Raw genomic sequence first — 19,955 nt, forward strand, 5'->3', positions numbered from 1 at the left:
ACAATTGCTGACGAAACGCGACCTGTACAAACCTTAACCTACTAATCTATACTAACCAACCTTTACCCTTATTTATGAGTGCTAACAAAGAATCATGGGGCTCCAGGGTGGGCCTCATTCTGGCGATGGCCGGCAACGCGGTGGGCCTGGGGAATTTTCTCCGTTTCCCGGTGCAAGCGGTGCAGAACGGTGGTGGTGCCTTCATTATCCCTTATCTTGTCTGCTTCTTGGTGATGGGAATTCCGCTCCTTTGGATTGAATGGTCGATGGGCCGCTTCGGCGGAAAATTCGGACACCACTCCACTCCCTTCATTCTGGATACCATGCACAAGAACCGCCTGTGGAAATACATTGGCGTGTTCGGCATCTGGACCAACATCGCGGTAGCCTCTTACTACTGCTACATCGAGTCCTGGACGCTTTCTTACGTGCTGCATTCCGTTCTGGGCACCTTCAATGGTATGGACCAGGAAGCTGTAGCCGCGTTCTTCAACACCTATGTAAGCATCGGCGAGTCCACGCTTGGTATTCCGCTGGAGGCCATCGTGTTTTACGTGCTGTGCCTGCTGCTCAATACCTGGATCCTGTCCAAAGGACTGGCTGGCGGTGTGGAGCGCGTGGCCAAAATAGGCATGCCACTCCTGATCCTTTTCGGTATTTTCCTGGCCTACAAAGGCTTTACCATTACAGCCGGTGAGGCTGGCGCCATCAACGACAGCTCCGTGGGCCTCAACTTCCTGTGGACGCCGGACTATACGCAACTGTGGTCGCCAACGGTATGGCTTGCAGCTGCCGGACAGATCTTCTTCACCCTGTCGGTAGGTATGGGCACGATCCATTGCTATGCATCCTACGTGCGTTCCAAAGATGATATTGCCCTGAGTGCGATGTCAGCCGGCTGGATGAACGAATTTGTGGAGGTAGTGCTGGGTGCCTCTATCCTGATCCCGATCTCGATCGGTTACCTGGGTATTGAGCGTGTGTCAGAGCTGGTTGCTTCCGGTGGTCTGGGACTTGCCTTTAAAACGTTGCCATTCCTGTTCACGCAATGGGGCCCGATACTGGGAGCCGTAGCCGGCGTGATGTGGTTTGGCCTGCTGTTCTTTGCCGGTATCACTTCTTCATTGGCCATGGGTACGCCGTGGATGGGCTTCCTGCAGGACGAGTTCAACTGGGGACGCAAATCAGCTGCCTGGTCTTTTGGCCTGGTTGTGTTCCTGCTGGGTATGCCGACTGTGCTGTTCTTCCACTACGGCGTGTTTGACGAGTACGACTACTGGGCGGGTACCGTGTCGCTGGTAGTATTCGCCTTGCTTGAATCGATTCTGTTTGCCTGGGTGTTTGGTATGAAAAAGGGCTGGCGTGAGATCATGTCCGGCTCAGACATACAGGTGCCGAAGATTTACAAGTTCATCATCAAATTCGTTACCCCGCTACTTCTGCTGTGGGTTTTCATCGGGTCGCTTATTACGCCGAAAGGTGGCGACTGGGGAGCGGCTTTCAGCGGTGAGTGGATTCTGGACGATAGCTCTATCATCAACAAGCTCAAGAACACGAGCCTGAAACGCCAGCTGGCCGAGGCCACCGACCCGGCTTTGATCACGCAACTGCAGGACACACTGTTCTTTGTGAATGCCTCCCGTATACTATTAGTGGTGGTATTCCTGAGCATCGCAGCGATGGTATACATGGCGTATAAAAAAAGAGTTAGAGAAGGAAGAATTTAGGAAACTATGAATACATCTGCACTTGTTATCATGCTCACTACCATGTCCCTGGTGACTGGACTGACGATTTACTTTTTTTACAGGGTGTTGAACGCCCCTCCAAGGCCAGAGCCGGACTCCTACCTCGACAACGACGATGAGGTAGAGCGGCAGGCCCCGCGGGCTTAGACTTTCATATGAGAAAACTCAGGTACTGGATTCGACGCAACTTTGGCTTTTCGCAGCGCGAGGTAAACGGGTTTCTGGTACTGATAGGAGCAATGGTGCTGCTGACGGCAGCACCATTGCTGTTTAAATGGTTTTCGAAACCGGAGATGGGCGTGGTTGAGAGCAGCCCAGCCGATAAGCAACTGCTCGACAGCCTGGTAGCGCAGCTGGAGGCCCGGCAGCCAGAGCGAACGGACAGAAAACAGGTATACCAAATGCCGGTGGCGTTGCAGCCCTTCAACCCCAACCACCTGACAGAAGCGCAGTGGCAGGAGCTAGGCATACCCAAATACATGGCGAAGCGCATCCTCAACTACCGCAACAAAGTCGGCGACTTCACTTACAAAGCCCAGCTTAGCACCATCTACGGCCTGTCCGATTCTGTTTTCCAGAACCTATACCCTTACATCCAGTTACCCGAAACCAAACCTGACAGGTATGGTCGCAAGCAAGGTATAGCCGCCAACTCCCGGACAGCGCCTAACCCCAACTGGGCCAGCAACCCACGACCACGCGAGCGCTTCATCCTCGCACCTTTCAACATCAACACCGCCGACACAACCGCCTTGAAACAGATCAGGGGGATTGGCAGCAAACTATCGGCAAGAATTGTGAAGTACAGAGATGGCCTGGGCGGGTTCCATAGCATGGCGCAGGTGCAGGAGGTATACGCCCTGCCGCCGGCCGTGGTAGACAGCCTGCACAAGTATACCTTCGTGCCAAAGGTAAACACACTGCAACAGCTTTCACTTAACCAGGCCGATGCCAATCAGCTGAAGGCGCACCCATACATCAGCTCCAATGTGGCGCGTGCCATCGTGGCCTACCGGGAGCAGCACGGCGAATTCAAAAAAGTGGAGGATATCCGGCAGATCAAGATCGTGACGGCAGAGTTGTTTGAAAAAATCAGTCCCTACCTGGCGCTGTAGGTATAGCGGGTTACTTTTTGAGGGCTTCGATGAGTCGCTCCGCCTTTTCCAGCGCCTGCCGTTCGCTTTTAAACGATAGCAGCGCTTTGGCCGCCTGCAAATCCACCCAGCGTGCTTCGTTCACTTCCCAGTCGTGCTGGCCAATGTCTCCTGACTGGTAAGCAAGCAAAAAGAAATGCACAAACTTGTGAAAACGGACTCGCTGCCCTGCCTTGTCGCCCACATACCAGTACTCAATGGTATCTATTTTCTCAACCAGCGTAGCCGTTACACCGGTTTCTTCCCGCACTTCTCGTACTGCCGTTACCTCAGGTGTTTCGCCGGGGTCTACTATACCTTTCGGCAGCTGCCAGCGCTCCGGCTTGCCGACCGATATCAACGCTACTTCCATACCTGACACTCCCTGCCGGAACACCACGCCGCCGGAAGAAACCTGCTCCAGCGTAGGTATAGCGGGTTTGGCGTGCTCGTCGTTTCCGGAAACTGCAGGCATAGGCTCAGGCTAAAACGGAAGATTATTTACTGCCCGGCCACGGGCTCAGGAGTAGGAGTTGCGATTTTCTTCCGCTGTTCGTTCAGCCACAACAGGCCGGGGTTGTAGGCCATGTCATGCTGCCCCACAAACAACACCAGGCGCACATTGTCGGACTGCCGCACAAACACCACCTCCGGATCCGAAGCACTGAAGTACTTGCTCTCCTCGGTTGTCCTGGCCAGTTCCTCGGGCAGCACCTGTTCTTTCAGAAGGTAGTCGATGTCCTGCTGCGAAATGGTATCGGCTGGGTTGGCCAGTATGTTGTAGGCCCGGATGGAGTGGTCCGGCGGAACCAGCACGTCTATGGTGCCGTGTGCCAGGAAAATAGGGACGTCTTTGGCATTTTGGATGTAAGTACTGGGGCTGCGGCGTTTGCATTCTTCGGCGGCGGGAGTGCCCGGCAGGGGCTCGCCCCCACAGGCAGCCACCACGTGGCGGTTGTAGTCGCGGTGCGGGTAGTTCTGGCTGAAGGCGTACCAGTCCACCAGGTCAAAAACGGGTACCCAGGCCACTACGCCCGCCCAAATTTCCGGATGCCGGCCGGCCGCCACCAGCGCCGTCATCGCGCCGCCGGAAGAGCCGAGGATATAGATGCGGTTCGTGTCGATCTCGGTGTGCTGCTTGGCGTAATTCACAGCATCCACAATGTCCTGTATAGCCAGGTCAGAGGCCATGGCGTCCGGGTTATCGAACTTGCCGCGGTAGTTGGGGTGGATGAAAGCCCAATCGTATTCCTTGCTCCAGAGTGCGTAGGGGATGCTCTTGACCTGCAGGTACTCGCTGCTCCAGCTGTGCAGCATCACCAGCAGCGGCCGTGGCCCGGTTGTTTTAGAGGTATAGAACAGGGACGGCTGCTCGGCGCCGTCAACCGTGGACTTAATGCTGACTTTCTGTATCTCGGGAACCTGCTCCTTCCATTTCTGCAGGCTCTCGTCTGTGAACTTAAAAGGGTATTTCTTGGAGGTGGTGAACTCATTCATGCGGGCTACTTCTTTCTCCACGCGCTCTTTGCGGCAGGAAGACAGCAGCACGAGCATCAGCCCAAAGAAAAGGAGCAGATTGATAGGCTTTTTCATAGTAAACGTCGGTGCAAACAGAATGCAAGCTACAGCATGTGCGCGATTCTACAACTGCTGTTCGGCGGAAAATGTTGTAGGGAATAGCGGAGCACAAAATAGCTTGGCAGGAAATTCTTACTCCATACGGGTAAACGGGCCCGCTAGGTTGAAAAGCCGTCCTGCCTTTTGGATTTAGGCAGCTTTCAATAAGTAAGGTGAGCCATGCCTATACCGGGGGTGAGGCGCTCTTGTTGAAAGGCATCAGGAAGGCGTAAAAAACAAAGCTGACGAGCACAAATTCCTGGAGCTCCCACTTTTTCCCGTCATCGATGAGCAGCAGGCTGCAAAAGAGCAGCGTATAGAACAGCGCCTGCAAAGGGGTTGGCAACGGAAGCCCGATCTTATCCACCAACTGCCTGAACCACCGCTTGTGCCGGTAGAGGACCGGAAAGATTAAAAAGTAGACGAACACCCCCAGGTATAATATCTTGCCGAAAATAAGCTTGTTCAGGTTCACGCCGTTCAGGTGGATGTTGTGGAGGTTGAACTCACTTTGCGGGTTGATCCTTTCCAGGTCTTCCGGCACTTCAAAGCCCAGGAGGCGCTGCCCCCAGGAGATCTCCTCGCCAAAGCCAAAGAAAAAAACAGCCGCCGCTACGTAATAGAAAGCCTTGGCCCATTTCCTGTCCATCCGGGGCGCCTTGTAAAGGCAGTACAGCGAAGTGGCCAGCAGGAAAAAGGAGGTGAAGTACTCGATATAGCCGTCTTCTGTGAGATAGCTGTAAAAGTGCCCTGTGTCCTGGAAATATAACCCGATGCCGACCAACACATGCACCACGGTCAGGGTATAGAGAAAAGCAGCCAGCAAGGCAGTCTTACTGATGGCAACATGTCCCAGGCTCTCTCCGGCAGCAGTAATAAATAAGCTGGATGATCTAAATTTTCTGATCGGATTCATAGGTATAGGAGCTGTGCGCAGGTATAGGTCTTGCGGATGCTGTATATGGTTAACAAGCAAGGCTTTATGAATATTTTTACGGATATAATACAAGAATGATAACCGTTTGGCCGTTTCCAAGTCCACTAAATTCATGTTAACTTGCCGTATTGCTACCGACTTGCCGTATAGCTACAGACTATTCTGCCAATCCATCCGTTTTCGGAGCAATACACTTTATGAAATCCATTCTCAAAAGCTATCGCCATCGTCTGCTTAACCTGAGCGCCGGCAACAGGGCCCTGTTGCTGTTGCGGCTTTCGCGTGAGCTGCACCTGGATGTAAACGAGCTGGATTTCATCAATAACAAGCCTGCTTTCCATGTGCTGGAGAAAGTGATCAGTGGCAAAACCGCTGTGCTGGCTCCTTTCGCCGACAGCCGCTATGCCCCGGTAACGCCCGTCAGCCAGCGACTGCGCTTCATCCGCCGCAAAGCCGGCATGATTTTGGAGGAGCGCGGCAGCCGGGAGCTATACCTGGGCTGGCCCTTTGTACATGGCCAGTTCGCCGATGGCACCACAGTGCGTTGCCCGCTGCTGTTTTTTCCGGTGCAGCTGCAGGTAAATAGCAAGCAGGAGTGGGAGCTTCTGCCTGACCCGTCGCAGCCAGCGCAGTTCAACCAGAGTTTTGTGCTCGCCTACGCCCACTACATGGGCACCCCGCTGGCCGAAGCCTTGCTGGAGCTCGATCTGGGCACACTGCCCCCGCACCCGCTGGAGTTCCGAACGCAGGTATACGAACTGCTGAAAGAGAACCAACTGACCGTGCACGCCGGCCGAGAGTTCTTTACCGATAAGCTCAAGCCGTTCCACGATTTCCGCAAAGCCGACTACGAAGCCGACCTGAAGTCCGGGCAGCTATACCTGGAGCAGGAAGCCGTGCTGGGCCTGTACCCGCAGGCCGCCTCTTATATGTTGGGCGACTACGACGAACTGCTGCAACGCAGCGGCTTGCAGGAGATGGAGGACCTGTTTACGGGACCCGACACAGGTATAACCCAGGCCGCGACGCAAGCACAGCATACCTTCACCGCTTTTGCCATGGACGCATCGCAGGAGGCCGCTCTGCAGCAGGTAAAGCAGGGACGTTCGCTGGTGGTGCAGGGGCCTCCGGGCACGGGCAAGTCGCAACTGATCTGTAACCTCGTGTCGGACTTTACGGCCCGTGGCAAACGAGTGCTGGTGGTGAGTCAGAAACGCGCCGCCCTCGACGTGGTGCACCAACGCCTGTCATCGGCCGGACTCGGTCCGTTTGCTGCCCTGGTGCACGACATCAACGCCGACCGCAAAAACATCTACCAGCAACTGCTCCTGCAGATAGACCAGATTGAGGAATACAAGAAACAGAATCTCGCCCTCAACAGCATCTACACCGACCGGACTTTCCTGGAAGTGAGCCGTGGCATCAACCAGTGCCTGCAAAAGCTGGAGGGTTTCCGTACCGCCCTCTTCGACAGCAGCCGATGCGGCTGGTCACCCAAGGAGCTATACCTGCGCAGCAGCCTGCAGCAGCCCCACGTGCAGCTATCCGAAGTGTTTAGGCAGTTTACAGCGACAACCGTAACAGATTTTCTGCCTCGTTTGCGGGCCTGTTTGCAGCAGGGCATTGTGCTGGAGCAACCCGGTTTTATCTGGAAGGAGCGCCACAGCATGCGGGGCTTCGGCTGGCCGCAGCAGCAGGAAATGGAACGCACGATCGAAGCGCTGCCCGAGCAGTATCGCGCCATGCAGCAAGGCATCAGCCAATTGAGCGGCGCCGAATTCGAGCTGAGCAGCCTGGAACGTTTCCGCACCGCTTACGATACCCTGGACGAACTGCAGCACCTGCTCGAGCGGGAGGGGGTACCTGAGGTGTTGCGGCCACTGCTGCAAAAAGAGGCCAAGGCATCGGAGTTGAAAAAACTGGTGCGCCAACTCAAAGGGTTATACCTGGTGTGCCCCGCTCCGGATGCCGCTATACCTATCGAGCAACTGACGCTGGTCAAATCGGCGATCACGGTCTTTGAGGCCAAGAAAAAGGACTTCCTGAAAGGTATAGGCTGGTACTTTTCGCAGGACAAGAAAGTGCTGCAGCAGGCGCTGGCCAAGTACAGGCTGGAGCTGACCCCCAAGGGAGTAGGCGAACTGCAGCGGCGTATCGAACTGCGGGAACAGGCGCAGGAACTGATCAAAGCAATTAACAAGAGCATCCGCTATACCTTGCGCCTGGAAGACAACCCAACCCCGATGCTGCAAAAGCTGGAGGTGGTGGAGCGGGCCCTGGAGGCGCACCAACTCCTGAAACAGCTGCACCGCGAGCGGGTACTGCACGAAAAGATGTGGCTGGAAACCAATCTGCCAAGTCATCTGCAAGCCCTGGCGCAGGCCCTGCAAGTGTTTGAGCAGCGCTACGGCGAGTGGGAGCAATGGCTTCCGAAAACGCACATCGGAAAACTGGCAGAGCAGGAAGGCTACAGCACCAAGTTATTGGAAAGCCTGCAGCAGTATTTTGAGCAACTGGTGGCTTACGACGAGCTGCGCAGTACGCTCACGGTTGCCGAACAGGAGGTATGCAAGCAAGTGCTACGTGAAGGTATAGCCACCGCTCAGCTAGGCGAATCACTTTTTATGAACAGCCTATACCTGGCCTGGCTGCACGAACTCGAAGGCCAGTGGCCCGAACTGCGCATGCCCGATAGCGGCGAACTGGAGCGGGTGGAAACAGACCTCCAGAACCTGCTGCAGCAAAAGCAGGACCTGAGTCAGGAAATCGTACTATCACGGTTGCGCGAGCAGACCTACCGCAACATGGAGTTCAACCGCCTGGGCAACGCTGTAACCTATCGCCGATTGCATGCCCAGGTGAGTAAGAAGCGCAGTCTGTACCCGATCCGCAAATTATTCGAGCTTTTCAGTGAAGAGATTCTGAACCTGGCTCCCTGCTGGCTGGCTTCGCCGGAAACGGTGTCGGCGGTGTTTCCGCTGGAGCGTTGCTTTGATCTGGTGATCTTTGACGAGGCCAGCCAGTGTTTCGCTGAGACAGGTATACCAGCCATGCTGCGCGGTCAGCAGGCGGTGGTGGCAGGCGACGAGCAGCAGCTGCGCCCCTCGGACCTGTACCGTTCCCGCTGGGGCGGCAACGGCAACGAAGAACCGGAAGAGTTGACAGCGGAATCGCTGCTGCAGCTTTGCGGGCTATACCTGCCGCAGACCATGCTCACACAGCACTACCGCAGCCGCTTCCCGGAGTTGATCGATTTCTCTAACCGTAATTTTTACCGTAACCGCCTGGAGCTTATACCGGAGCTGCAGGACGTGAACGCCCGCCAACCCGCCATCCAGTTTGTAAAAGTACAAGGCCTGTGGCAGCAAAACAGCAACCTTCCCGAAGCCGAGAAAGTGGTGGAACAAGTGTGGCAGCTTGTGCAGAGTGGGGTAGAAGACGTGGGCGTGATCACTTTCAACTACAGCCAGCAAATGCTGGTGCAAGACCTGCTAGAGGATAAGGCACAGCTGCAAGGTATAGCGTTGCCACCAACTGTAACGGTCAAAAACATCGAGAACATGCAGGGCGACGAGAAGGAAGTGGTGATCTTATCAGTCGGCTATGCGCCGGATGCGAAAGGCAAAATGGTCATGCAGTTTGGTAGCCTGAACCAGTCGGGTGGCGAAAACCGGCTGAATGTGGCCATCTCCCGTGCCCGGCAAATGGTGATTGTGGTGAGCAGTATCCGGAGCGAGCAGTTGCAAGTAGACAACGCACAGCATGCCGGCCCGAAGCTGCTGCGCGATTACCTGCACTACGCCCAGCAAGTCAGTCGTCGGTATTTCAAATACGAGCCGCAGGCACTGCCCATGCCCGCGCAGGTGCCCATGTTGAAGGAACAGCTGGCCCTGGCTATACCTGCCCTGCAGGCCGCTGTGCCTTTTGCTGACCTGACTGTGGTGGAGGATGGAAACTTCAGCAGCGTTGTGCTGACTGATGATGACCTGTACTTCAACAACCTTTCCGTACGCCACGCCCACGCCGACATCCCCAAACTGCTCCGGCAGCGGAACTGGCCTTTCCAAAGAGTCTACAGCCGACAGTATTGGGCAAATAAAGAAGCGCTGTTCAGAAAGTTAAAGGGGATAGGAGTTAGAGAGATGAAGGGTTGAGGAGTTTGAGAGTTTAGCAAGGTATAGAGTTGGGAATTGTAGCGACGCTATACCGTAACGTCGTTTCGCTAGCACGCAATTTCTGTCAGCGAAGTTAGCGACCCAGTGCCGTCAACTTAAGAATTAAAAGAGGCTGATCCGGCTATTGTTTATCCGAAGAGGGCCCCCAACCTCCAACTGCTGCGGGACTCCAATCCTGCGCACGCCGGCAGACAGGGATGCGGGCATCCCTGTGCAATGGGGGTTGGGGCCCTCGATAAAGCTTCCGGACAGGGACGTTCGAAAGGCCATTAAGATTTCAGAAAGAGATTAACACACGGGGATGTGGACATCCCCAACAGTTTGCTTTCGGACAGGGATGTCCGAAAGAGCATTAAATATCTGAAAGAGCATTAAGAGGTGGACATCCTCAGCAGAAAATTTCTGGACATGGATGTCTAGAAGAGCACTTAGAAAGCACTTGGAGAAATTTGAAACATGACCATTGCGGTAGAATAATCCAGATCTCTCATTATGTTCGAGATGACAGTTTAGCCCCTTATCACTTACGTTGCAGGCACTGGGTGACAACCTGCCCAATCGCGCACCGGCAACAATTAACTAGCAACAATTAACAATCCAACCATTCAACAATTCAACCCATAAATGCTCATCAAACTCTTCACCCTGTATGTATACCTACAAACGGCGTTGTGTGGCTGCGGGCCAGACAGGCGCAACAGCGACTTTGAGCGACTGAGGAAAGATTACAAGGTGAAGGTAGAACGCATCGGCCGCCTGGACACACGCATCAGGGAAAGCTCCGGCCTAGCGCATGCTACCGACAGCACGTTCTGGACGCACCCTGACAGTGGTCTGCCGGCTGAGCTATACCTGTTCAACCTGCAGGGCGAACTGTTGCAAACCGTACCACTGCCTATACCCAACCGTGACTGGGAAGAACTGGCACAGGATGACAAGGGTAATCTCTACATCGGAGACTTCGGCAACAACGCCAATGCCCGTCGCGACTTGCGGGTGTTTAAGGTGCAGGAAGGGATGACCGTGCAGGATACAATACTTTTCAATTTTGCCGACCAGCAGGATTTTCCACCACCGGCGCAGCAGCGCCACTTCGATCTGGAGGCTTTCTTTTACCGTGCTGACAGCCTGCACCTTTTCACCAAGAGCCGCGCCCGCAAAGGCATCACCCGCCGCTATACCTTGCCTGCCACAGCGGGTAACTATACCTTGCCGCCACAGGAAGAACTGCGGGTGAGCTCCGCCATCACAGCCGCCGACAGCAACCCGAACGGAAAAGACTTTGCTCTGTTGGGGTATGGGCGACTATACCTGTTCGAGCCCGAAAATGAGCAGGTGCAGTTTGCCGGCAAGCGCTATTGCCTGCCGCTGGCCCGCACGGGTCAGGCGGAGGCGGTGCTATACCTGTCGCCAACGGAACTGCTCATCAGCAACGAAAAAGGCCAGCTATACCTGGTTAGCCTTGAATTGAAACGGTAAACACGGCATCGCTTTAACCTATCGCCCGGCAGATCAGTTTATAGGTATGGCTGCAGAACGACACGGCAGCGGTGCCGTGCACGTATAGCTAACATACCTTAAAATGAAAAGACGATGCGACAAACGATATTGGTAACAGGCGCTACAGGTACGGTAGGCCATGAAATTGTAAAACAGCTTGCCATGCAGGACGTCACGGTGCGGGCAGGCGTGCACTCTGTCATCAAAGGAGAAAACCTGAAGCGATTGCCCGGTGTGGAGATCGTGGAGATCGACTTCACCGACCCTGCTTCGCTGCATGCCGCCTTCACGAACGCAGACCAGCTGGTACTCATTACACCACTCTCCGAAAGTCAACTGGAGATGGTCCGCAACCTGGTAGAAGAGGCGAAGAGAAGAGGTGTAAAATATATTGTCAGGCTGTCGGCGCTGGGAGCCGGAGCGGAGCCAGGTATACAGTTGGGCCGCTGGCACCGGGAGATGGAAAAGTATGTGGAGGAGAGCGGCATCCCTTACACCATTCTCCGGCCTGCGGGCTTTATGCAGAATCTTGTAAACTATAGTGCTGAATCTATTAAGCGGGAAGGCAAGTTCTACATGCCCGTAGGAGAGGGCAGGGTCAGCTACATCGATACCCGTGATATTGCGGCAGTGGCCGTGGAGGTGCTGCTGTCAGACGAGCATCATTGGAAGGTATACGAACTGACCGGTCCGGAAGCACTTTCGCATCAGGAAATGGCGGCGCACCTGGGGGAGGTAACCGGCAAGAAAATAGACTTTGTGGATGTGCCTGAGCAAGCAGTCCGGGAATCCATGCTGGCGCATCACACGCCAGCGCCAATAGCAGACGCTATCTTAGAATTGTATGCTGCTTACAGAGCTGGAAAATCTGCCATGGTAACGGATACAGTACAGGGGTTGACAGGCCGTGCTCCCCACAGTTTCCGGCAGTTTGCCAACGATTACCAGGAGTGCTTTTAATGCCCCCAGATAACTGTTAAGATGAAACAAAAAAGAGGGCCCTTCCTGTTTCAGGAAGGGCCCTCTTGCTTTAGATCAATTCAGATTAGTCAAGGTCGCGGTAACGGTCGCTTCTTCTTGTCTCGAAGTCGCTGCTGTCATCGTCGTAGCTGGAGCGTCCGCGCTGCGAAGAGCTCTGGCCGCCCATGCCACTGCGATAATTTTCGCGTGAAGACGAACCCTGGTTATCGCTGTAGTAAGAGGTGCCGCTGTCCATAGAGCCGTAACGGCTCTGGTCGCCGCCTCGTCCGCCCTGACCGTAGCCACCTTCGCGGTAACCACTCTGGCCATAGCCGCTCATGCCGCCGCTTCTTTCAGAGCCACCGTAGCCGCCACTGCTCATAGAGCCGTAGCCACCCTGGGAGCTGCCCATAGAGCCAGAGCCGCCCTGCGAAGAAGAACCGTAGCCTCCTTGCGAGCCACTGCGGCTGCCCATTGAACCGTAACCACCCTGTGAAGACGAGCCGTAGCCGCCTTGTGAGCCCTGGCGGGAAGAACCACCGTAGCTGCTCTGTGAACCGTAGTTGTCACCGTAAGAGCTTCCACCACGGCCGCCCTGAGACGAACGGTACTCATCGTTGTAAGAGCCACCGCGTGAGCCGTAGCCGCCCTGCGATCCATAGCCACCTTGCATAGAGCTCTGTGAGCTGTACCCTCTTTGTGATCCATAGTCATCTCGATCATACTCACTCATGCCTCTGGATGAACCGTAGCCCATGGAGCCGTAACGATCACGATCGCCGTAGCCACCCTGGGAGCTGCCCATAGAGCCAGAGCCGCCCTGCGAAGAAGAACCGTAGCCTCCTTGCGAGCCACTGCGGCCGCTCATAGAGCCAGATCCGCCTTGTGAGGATGAGCTGTAGCCGCTGCTGTCGCCGTAGCCACGCTGCATGCCACTGCCCTGCGACGAACTGTAACCACTCTGGGAACCACGCTGGCCATAATCGCCTTGTCCGTAGCCCTGCTGATAGCTACCTTGGCTACCATAGCCACCATGCATGTTTGATCTGGATGAACCAGAGCCACTCATGCTGGAACCGTAACCTTCCTGTCCACTGCCCTGCGAACCATAACCGCCTTGAGACGAGCCGCCATAATTGCCCTGGTTGCTGCTGCGGTAGCCGCCGCCTTGTTCGTATCCGCCACGGCCACTGTCGTAGCTGCCGTAGCCACCCTGGTTAGAGCTGCTGCCCTGCATGCCAAAAGAGCCTTGCGAACCACCGTAGCTCTGGCCACCGATGTTATCGCCTTCTCTGTCCTGCATGCCGCCCTGCATACCACCTCTCGAGGCACCGTAGTCCTGATCCTGGTAGCGGGTGCGGTTGCCTTCCATGCCTCCCTGGTTGCCATAGTTAAAGCCGCCCTGCGAGCCACCGTAGTTGCCTTGTGAGGACGAGCCGTGGCCACCTTGAGAAGATGAGCTGTAGCCGCTGCTGTCGCCGTAGCCACGCTGCATGCCACCGCCCTGCTGCGAAGAGCCATAGTCGCCCTGGTAACCATAACCACTCTGGCCACCGTAGCCGCCGCTGTTCTGCGAGCCATAACCGTAGCCGCCCTGCGAGCCATAGCCCTGCTGGCTGTCACCGTAGTTTTGGCCGCCCTGCTGCGAGCCGTAGCCGCCCATGCCGCCTTGCTGCTGGCTGCCATAGCCTTGCTGTGAGCCGCTCTGGCTGCCGTAGCTCTGGTCGCTGCTGCCCATGGAGCTGCTGCTATCAGAATCTTTGCTGCCTCTGGAAGAGGTAGAAGATTTTCCTGATTTTGAATCAGAAGTTTTGGAAGAGGTTTTAGTGCCTGACTTGGCTTTTGTACCTGTTGACTTGCTGTCTGAAGAAGTGGATTTGCTGCTGCTCTTCGATGATGGACTAGAGCTGGAAGATGACGATCCCATGCCGGAACTTCCCTGGCTCATGGAGCCCATACCAGAACCGCTTTGACTAGAACCACTTTGGCTGGAACTGCCTAAGCTGGAGCCACTTTGACTAGAGCCGCTTAGGTTAGATCCGCTTTGGTTAGAGCTACCCGATGACGAGCTGCCCGACATACTTCCAGACTGGCTGGATGACTGATTTTTTTCGTTTTCTTTCATAGTTCTGATCTCCTCAGTTTATAGTTATAGATTAAATGGAATAGTAAAGGCTTGAATGAATTTGACTTCGCCATTGCGCAGCACAAGGTGCCGGAACAGAAGCAAAGCCTTGTTCACGCTACATCAAAAAAATGGTGATTATACCTATTTAGTTAGTGTAACTGAACGTTTTAGCTATACGAACCTTACGGAGGAGGGTTATTAGGCGAACATCAGGAAATGGCGTGATTGTGGCTGGCGGAACTGCCCGCGGCACGATGCTTTGGGGTGATGCGGAACCAAGGCTATGTCTCTGATTTAGATGACCTTTTTCTGATTCAAAAGGTCACATTATATTTTTATGAATTTGGTTATTTATAAGAACTTATTTTTTACCTTTGCTTCTATTATTAACAATTATTTATCATGCAAACAGGTAAAGTAAAATTCTACAACGTATCTAAGGGCTTCGGCTTCATCGTAGCTGACGATACAAACCAAGACATCTTCGTTCACCAGACTGGTCTAGTTCACGAAATCCGTGAGAACGACCGTGTTTCTTTCGAAGTGAAAGATGGCAAAAAAGGATTGAATGCAATTAACGTAGAGCGTATCTAAGTTAAAGAACATATAGCCCTTTAGGCAGGGCATTCATCTATTTTGACCCGCTCAGTTTACTGAGCGGGTTTTTTATTTAATACCGTTTTTAGTTTCTTTTTCTCCGTTGCGTTCCTCTCCTTTTTCCAGCCCTTCCTCTATCAACTCATTAGCCTCCTCATGGTCTTCCGCATCGGCCTTGGGGGGCTGCTGTTCTTCCTGGTGCTTTGGTTCATAGTTCAGTGTGATCAGGATAGGGAAGTGATCGGATCCGAACTTCGGCAGTCGTTGCATGTGCACCAATCGGAATGAAGGATCATAAAAGACATGGTCCAGGGGGTAGCGGAAAAGTGGTACGTAGGCATTGTACGTATTGTAGAAGCCGCGGCCAACCCGCGGGTCCAGCATACCGCTTATCTGCTTGAAGAGTTTAGTAGTGCTCGACCAGGCCACATCGTTCAGGTCTCCGGCTACAATGGAGGGGTGCGGCGATTTTTTTACAGCCTTTGCCGCAATCAGGAGTTCCGCCTCGCGGGTTTCGGTGTTTTGCATCAGCCGGGGTGGCTGCGGGTGCACCGTATACAAGTCAAACAGCAGGCCGCTCGGCAGCTCGATGATGGTGAAGAAAGAGGGAATATCGTCTTCTACCATAAAGCGTATCTCACTATCCAGAAGCTTGAACTTACTGTAGAGGAGCATGCCGTAGGTATTCTCCAGTGGCTTTTTGATGGCATAGGGGAAGCGCTTGTCGAGTTCAGGCTGCAGGTGTTCGTGCCATGCCTGGTTGGGTTCGTTGATCAGCAAGATGTCAGGATCGGTGCGCAGGACGAGCTGCAAAAAGTTCTCGTACTTCTTGTTGGTCATGCGCACATTCGACACCATCAGGGTGATAGCGTTGGCTGGCCTTTCCACTTCCGTACGCAGGGCTTCGATGGGGGCGAGTGGTGTAAAGTAATACACGTAGCGCAACTCATTCACTATAGCCAGCACCCAAAGCACAAGCATAGCGATCTCGCCCGTGCTACCTGTCATACCAAAAAGCACCACGTATGCCACCAGTACGCCTGTAAGCAGTATGGCCACATGCAAGCGGGGGAAATCAAGCACCCTGATCCACCATAAGGGGGATTTAATGAGTGGGAGAAAAGAAAATAGCGTCAGAACGGATCCGGCTATCTGGAGGGTGAGCTTCATATGACTGCAAGCAAATAGGTATAGGACTTAAGATATACAGCATACTTTCAATGGTAATTTTTTGTTGTAATAGCTTGCTGTTTCTTGTTAGGGTATAAAGCGTTCGCTGCAAAGTATAGAGCGTAGGTATGCACAAAAGCAAAAGGGCCGAAGCTAGATTTTAGCTTCGGCCCTTTTGCTTCCTAATTACGTTCGGTACTAATCGGCGGCTTCTTCCACACGCACCCCCACTGCCAGAATGTTCGGAAGCGGATCGCGGCGCATGTACTGCGTGAGCTGGAGGCGGTAAGTACCCACTTGCGGGAACGTAACACCCTCGAGCGCAAGCGACTGCATGTCGTAAATGTCGCTCGATCCTTTGCCTTCAGGCTTCCCTGTTTTGGCATCCATCAGGTGCAGTTCGTGTAGCGACGACGACAACTGGCTGCTGTCCGGAGCCGTGAGGCGGTGCTGCAGGTATAGGTTATAGTAGTCGTAAGCCAAAGAGTAGCGCACATTGAAGTATACGTTGTACCGCTTGGTGGTATCCTCAATGGCAAACTCAAACACGGGCGCATTGTCTACTGTCCAGTTCTTATCAGGCAGTTCTACGTTCTGCTCATATACCCGCGAGGGGTCGCAAGCCGACAGTAGAAAGGTGCCTGCTACTGCCAGCATTAGCATTATTTTACGCATCTGGTGAAGGTGATTTAGGTTGGTCTGGTTTCGGCCCACGGTTCGGTCTGCGTGACCGCTGACGCCTGGGCTGCTGCGGTGCGCCATCGCCCTGCGGCGGCTGACCTTCCGGTCTGCCTTCACCACGAGGCTGTCTGGGCGCTCCGCCTTCCCGTGCCGGTCTCGGCTCACGCGGCTGCTTCTCGCCTTCCCTTGGCTGTCTATCCTCCCTGTTTTCACGTCCTTCACGATTGCCACGGTTGCGTGGCGGGCGCTGCTTTTTAGGGCGCTGGCCCTGTTCTGCCGGTGCTCCATCAACTCCTGCATCAGGCATTGCCGCTTTCGGCTGCTGCTGATCAGTAGGTTTTGCTTCGCGTGGGCCTCTGTCACGGCCACGGCCGTCCCGCTGGCCTCTGCTGTCGCGGGGTCCTCTGTCTTCACGTGGACCGCGGTCTTCCCGAGGAGCACGCGGCTCCCTGGGCTCACGGGTTTCGGTTTCCTGCACGCGATTTCCCGGTGCGCCTTCTACCTTATCGCCAACTGACTTTTTCTTCTTTTTCTTCTTCTTTTTGTTTTTGAACTTGTCGTCAAGGCGTTCGAGGCTGCCCTCTACCTGTGCTACAAATTCATTCTGCTTCGACTCTTGTACAGGCTCCTCCACCAGCGTTTCAGGTACAACGCCCTGGCTGTTCATTTTCAGGATTTCGTGCACGCGCTCCACCGGTACCGGGTACCAGTTATTGTCGCCCCGGTAGCCGAACCACATCATCTTTTTAAAGATGTCTGTTTTCTGCAGCATGGCGTCACCCTGCTTAGTCTGCAGCGGACGCGACACGGTAGGTATGTCCTTGAGCGCCTCCATGTAGGTTTCCAGTTCGTAGTTGAGGCAGCACTTCAGGCGTCCGCACTGGCCCGACAGTTTGCTCGGGTTAAGCGACAGGTTCTGGTAACGGGCAGCCGTAGTCGACACACTCTTGAAATCGGTGAGCCAGGTAGAGCAGCACAGTTCACGTCCGCAGGACCCTATACCTCCCAGGCGGCCGGCCTCGTGACGCAGACTGATCTGGCGCATCTCGATGCGTACCTTAAACTCCTCGGCCAGCTTTTTGATCAGGTCACGGAAGTCGACGCGGTCGTCGGCTGAGTAGTAGAAAGTTGCCTTGGAGCGGTCGGCCTGAAATTCCACATCCGAGAGTTTCATGCGAAGTCCCGTCTGCTGGATGATTTCGCGGGAACGGTACATGGTTGTGGCTTCCTGCTCCTGCACTTCGCGCAGCTTCTCCAGATCGCGCTCATTGGCGATGCGGTAGATGGTGCGTATCTCCTCGTTGTTGTCTACCTTCTTCTTGAGCATCTGCAGGCGCACGAGCTCGCCTTTCAGCGATACATTGCCTATGTGATGCCCATTGGGAACGTCTACGACCACCGGGTCGCCGGTGGTCAGGTCGAGTCTGTTTATGTTTCGGAAGAAATCTTTGCGTCCTCCCTTGAATCTTATTTCTACGATGTCAAACTCCTCAAACGCGGTTGGAATCTCCATATCGCTGAGCCAGTCGAACACATTTAAACGGTTGCAGCCTCCTGTGCTACAGCCGCCGTTGCTTTTGCAGCCGCCTGGTTTTTCGCCGGTGCTGCATCCGCCACTAGAACATGAACTACATCCCACTATTTATATCTCCTATATAGCCGTGAGGCTTCTTGTTTTCTTATTGTCTGAATTAACAAATATACTAATTTTTTGAGCTTATGCTCAACATGCCAACTTTTGTGCCTGCGGTTTCTAACAGACAGGAACATAAATTAGTGCTTTTACGGGAGATTAAGCAGCGTGGGACAAAGCGAATTCTGAAAATGCTCTCAGACAGGTATGGCTGTGAAGGGATTATCGCCTAATTTTAGAGGATGCTTCGAAAACTCCTGTCACACGCTGCGATCTATGGCTTGTCTGCACAGATACCCCGTTTGGCGGGTGTGCTGGCTCTGCCGCTGATCACCCAGCACCTGACCCCGATCGATTATGGGGTGGCGGGGGTCGTGACGGCTTATTACAGCGCGCTGATCATGCTGCAGTCGCTGGGCTTTACGGTGGTGATGGAAAACAGCTTCGCGCGGCACCCCACCCGTTTCCAATGGATCTGGCGCCAACTCTATGGTTTTCTGACCAGCTGGTCAGTGCTTTATGGGTTGCTTTCGATGGGCATACTCTATTGGGTGGTGCCTGCGGATGCGCATGATAACCGCTTGCTCATTGCGCTGCTTGTCGGGATCCCCATGGTCTTTTTTGTAGTCACCGATCTGTTTGGGGGGATGTATTGCCTGCATACGCAGCGGCCTTTGCCCATTGCGCTGCGATCTTTCCTGATGGGAGGCGTGAACGTCATCCTGACCATTTATTTTATCGCAGGACTTAAGATGGGGTATATGGGTTGGTTTTATGCCAGCACCATTTCGACGGCGGCAGGCTTTGTGGTAAGTCTCTACATTATCGCCAAACAGAAACTCTGGCCTATCTTTCATTTTAAATGGCACCGCATCCGGCATAGCCTTAAAGTCTCGTTACCAGCCGTGCCGCACGGGCTTTCCTTTTTTATGCTCGACACGTCTGACCGCCTGGTACTGGATGTGCTCGGCACCCCTGTCGGGCGGATTGGCCTTTACAACGTGGCATCGAATTTCGGGATTTATTTCGCATCGGCCAGCTTTGCGGTGGTGCAGGCGGCAACACCACTTTACATGAAACTTTATGCCCAGACAAAGAGCATAGAAGCCGCCCTGCAGGCCCGCTACATGACCTATACCTTGCAACTGCTCTTTTTCATCGGCACGTTTACCGCAAGCCTTTGGATGAAGGAAATATTCGGTTTTCTGATCCGCAACGAGGAGCTGCAACAAGCCTATCCGCTGGCTATCGTCATTCTGATGGGGTATAACTTCCGACCCATGTACATGGCTGTGATTAACCTGCTCACCTTCCATGAAAAAACAAACAAACTCTGGCGCATCTCCACGGTGGCAGGTATAGGCAACATCGTGCTCAACCTGATACTCGTGCCGCTCTTTGGTTTTCAGATGGCAGCCTGGACAACTTTTGCCGCGCTGATGTATATGGGCTATGCAGGTTTTTTCCTGCAGGTATACAAAGAGTTGGCCTTGGTGCGCTACCATGCCATTTGGTGGTTACTGGCAACGGTTGCCTTGCTGGTGTTGGCCTATCAAATGCGGGAAGTAGCGGTGTGGCAAAAAACGTTGGTCACACTCCTGAGTTTGAGTGCAGGTATAGCGGCATTTTGGAAGTATAGGAGCAAGGCGCAGTTCTAAGGAAACCGCGGCAATAGC

The 19,955-nt window shown here is 54.1% G+C and carries 15 protein-coding genes; 8 read left to right on the plus strand and 7 right to left on the minus strand.

What is annotated here, in order from left to right:
• The first annotated feature begins 74 nt into the window (after window positions 1–74).
• The 3 genes from Q4E40_RS05235 to Q4E40_RS05245 are packed head-to-tail and all read left to right on the plus strand — an operon-like array spanning window position 75 to window position 2,863.
• Window positions 75–1,727 (plus strand): sodium-dependent transporter, encoded by a 1,653-nt coding sequence (locus Q4E40_RS05235; RefSeq protein ID WP_303410479.1) that lies wholly within the window; start codon window positions 75–77, stop codon window positions 1,725–1,727.
• Window positions 1,728–1,733: 6 nt separating this feature from the next.
• A complete protein-coding gene (locus Q4E40_RS05240; protein WP_303410480.1) occupies window positions 1,734–1,895 on the plus strand; it encodes a hypothetical protein in 162 nt (53 codons plus the stop codon).
• Window positions 1,896–1,903: 8 nt separating this feature from the next.
• The gene (locus Q4E40_RS05245) at window positions 1,904–2,863 is read left to right on the plus strand and encodes a ComEA family DNA-binding protein (protein WP_303410481.1); all 960 of its coding nucleotides are present in this window, start codon (window positions 1,904–1,906) and stop codon (window positions 2,861–2,863) included.
• Between the two features lie 10 nt (window positions 2,864–2,873).
• Here Q4E40_RS05245 and Q4E40_RS05250 read toward each other — a convergent pair whose 3' ends face one another.
• From Q4E40_RS05250 to Q4E40_RS05260, 3 genes are all read right to left on the minus strand, one after another.
• Window positions 2,874–3,356: an NUDIX hydrolase gene (locus Q4E40_RS05250; RefSeq protein ID WP_303410482.1), complete on the minus strand. Its 483-nt coding sequence runs from the start codon at window positions 3,354–3,356 to the stop codon at window positions 2,874–2,876.
• A gap of 26 nt (window positions 3,357–3,382) precedes the next feature.
• Window positions 3,383–4,474: an alpha/beta hydrolase family protein gene (locus tag Q4E40_RS05255; RefSeq protein ID WP_303410483.1), complete on the minus strand. Its 1,092-nt coding sequence runs from the start codon at window positions 4,472–4,474 to the stop codon at window positions 3,383–3,385.
• A 208-nt stretch (window positions 4,475–4,682) separates the two neighbouring features.
• Window positions 4,683–5,474, minus strand: a complete 792-nt coding sequence (locus Q4E40_RS05260) for a hypothetical protein (protein ID WP_303410484.1) — start codon at window positions 5,472–5,474, stop codon at window positions 4,683–4,685.
• Window positions 5,475–5,632: 158 nt separating this feature from the next.
• Between Q4E40_RS05260 and Q4E40_RS05265 the strand changes: the two genes are divergently transcribed.
• The 3 genes from Q4E40_RS05265 to Q4E40_RS05275 all read left to right on the plus strand — a co-directional run bounded on the left by Q4E40_RS05265 (window position 5,633) and on the right by Q4E40_RS05275 (window position 12,070).
• Complete coding sequence (locus Q4E40_RS05265; RefSeq protein ID WP_303410485.1) at window positions 5,633–9,589, plus strand: AAA domain-containing protein; 3,957 nt, start codon at window positions 5,633–5,635, stop codon at window positions 9,587–9,589.
• A gap of 645 nt (window positions 9,590–10,234) precedes the next feature.
• On the plus strand, window positions 10,235–11,089 hold the full coding sequence (locus Q4E40_RS05270) for a hypothetical protein (protein ID WP_303410486.1): 855 nt from the start codon (window positions 10,235–10,237) through the stop codon (window positions 11,087–11,089).
• A 114-nt stretch (window positions 11,090–11,203) separates the two neighbouring features.
• Window positions 11,204–12,070: an SDR family oxidoreductase gene (locus Q4E40_RS05275; protein WP_303410488.1), complete on the plus strand. Its 867-nt coding sequence runs from the start codon at window positions 11,204–11,206 to the stop codon at window positions 12,068–12,070.
• Window positions 12,071–12,155: 85 nt separating this feature from the next.
• Here the strand turns inward: Q4E40_RS05275 and Q4E40_RS05280 are convergent, their stop codons facing one another.
• The gene (locus Q4E40_RS05280) at window positions 12,156–14,195 is read right to left on the minus strand and encodes a hypothetical protein (RefSeq protein WP_303410490.1); all 2,040 of its coding nucleotides are present in this window, start codon (window positions 14,193–14,195) and stop codon (window positions 12,156–12,158) included.
• 405 nt (window positions 14,196–14,600) lie between these two features.
• Here Q4E40_RS05280 and Q4E40_RS05285 point away from each other — a divergent pair, with 405 nt between their 5' ends.
• On the plus strand, window positions 14,601–14,792 hold the full coding sequence (locus tag Q4E40_RS05285; RefSeq protein WP_116541469.1) for a cold-shock protein: 192 nt from the start codon (window positions 14,601–14,603) through the stop codon (window positions 14,790–14,792).
• A gap of 72 nt (window positions 14,793–14,864) precedes the next feature.
• Here Q4E40_RS05285 and Q4E40_RS05290 read toward each other — a convergent pair whose 3' ends face one another.
• The 3 genes from Q4E40_RS05290 to Q4E40_RS05300 all read right to left on the minus strand — a co-directional run bounded on the left by Q4E40_RS05290 (window position 14,865) and on the right by Q4E40_RS05300 (window position 18,159).
• Window positions 14,865–15,854, minus strand: a complete 990-nt coding sequence (locus tag Q4E40_RS05290) for an endonuclease/exonuclease/phosphatase family protein (RefSeq protein ID WP_303410491.1) — start codon at window positions 15,852–15,854, stop codon at window positions 14,865–14,867.
• 309 nt (window positions 15,855–16,163) lie between these two features.
• Window positions 16,164–16,640, minus strand: a complete 477-nt coding sequence (locus tag Q4E40_RS05295) for a gliding motility lipoprotein GldH (protein ID WP_303410492.1) — start codon at window positions 16,638–16,640, stop codon at window positions 16,164–16,166.
• Complete coding sequence (locus tag Q4E40_RS05300; protein ID WP_303410494.1) at window positions 16,633–18,159, minus strand: regulatory iron-sulfur-containing complex subunit RicT; 1,527 nt, start codon at window positions 18,157–18,159, stop codon at window positions 16,633–16,635. Before Q4E40_RS05300 ends, Q4E40_RS05295 begins: the two co-directional genes overlap by 8 nt.
• Before the next feature lie 362 nt (window positions 18,160–18,521).
• Here Q4E40_RS05300 and Q4E40_RS05305 point away from each other — a divergent pair, with 362 nt between their 5' ends.
• Complete coding sequence (locus Q4E40_RS05305; RefSeq protein ID WP_303410496.1) at window positions 18,522–19,937, plus strand: lipopolysaccharide biosynthesis protein; 1,416 nt, start codon at window positions 18,522–18,524, stop codon at window positions 19,935–19,937.
• Window positions 19,938–19,955: the final 18 nt, after the last annotated feature.

It is taken from the genome of Pontibacter coccineus, assembly GCF_030546575.1.
GTDB lineage: Bacteria > Bacteroidota > Bacteroidia > Cytophagales > Hymenobacteraceae > Pontibacter > Pontibacter coccineus.

Bases quoted from the DNA above. Each gene is read 5' to 3' on its own strand.
- Q4E40_RS05245 (WP_303410481.1), top strand. From the start codon at position 1,904: ATGAGAAAACTCAGGTACTGGATTCGACGCAACTTTGGCTTTTCGCAG.
- Q4E40_RS05240 (WP_303410480.1), top strand. From the start codon at position 1,734: ATGAATACATCTGCACTTGTTATCATGCTCACTACCATGTCCCTGGTG.
- Q4E40_RS05280 (WP_303410490.1), bottom strand. From the start codon at position 14,195: ATGAAAGAAAACGAAAAAAATCAGTCATCCAGCCAGTCTGGAAGTATG.
- Q4E40_RS05285 (WP_116541469.1), top strand. From the start codon at position 14,601: ATGCAAACAGGTAAAGTAAAATTCTACAACGTATCTAAGGGCTTCGGC.
- Q4E40_RS05295 (WP_303410492.1), bottom strand. From the start codon at position 16,640: ATGCGTAAAATAATGCTAATGCTGGCAGTAGCAGGCACCTTTCTACTG.
- Q4E40_RS05235 (WP_303410479.1), top strand. From the start codon at position 75: ATGAGTGCTAACAAAGAATCATGGGGCTCCAGGGTGGGCCTCATTCTG.
- Q4E40_RS05250 (WP_303410482.1), bottom strand. From the start codon at position 3,356: ATGCCTGCAGTTTCCGGAAACGACGAGCACGCCAAACCCGCTATACCT.
- Q4E40_RS05300 (WP_303410494.1), bottom strand. From the start codon at position 18,159: ATGGAGATTCCAACCGCGTTTGAGGAGTTTGACATCGTAGAAATAAGA.
- Q4E40_RS05275 (WP_303410488.1), top strand. From the start codon at position 11,204: ATGCGACAAACGATATTGGTAACAGGCGCTACAGGTACGGTAGGCCAT.
- Q4E40_RS05265 (WP_303410485.1), top strand. From the start codon at position 5,633: ATGAAATCCATTCTCAAAAGCTATCGCCATCGTCTGCTTAACCTGAGC.
- Q4E40_RS05255 (WP_303410483.1), bottom strand. From the start codon at position 4,474: ATGAAAAAGCCTATCAATCTGCTCCTTTTCTTTGGGCTGATGCTCGTG.
- Q4E40_RS05305 (WP_303410496.1), top strand. From the start codon at position 18,522: ATGCTTCGAAAACTCCTGTCACACGCTGCGATCTATGGCTTGTCTGCA.
- Q4E40_RS05270 (WP_303410486.1), top strand. From the start codon at position 10,235: ATGCTCATCAAACTCTTCACCCTGTATGTATACCTACAAACGGCGTTG.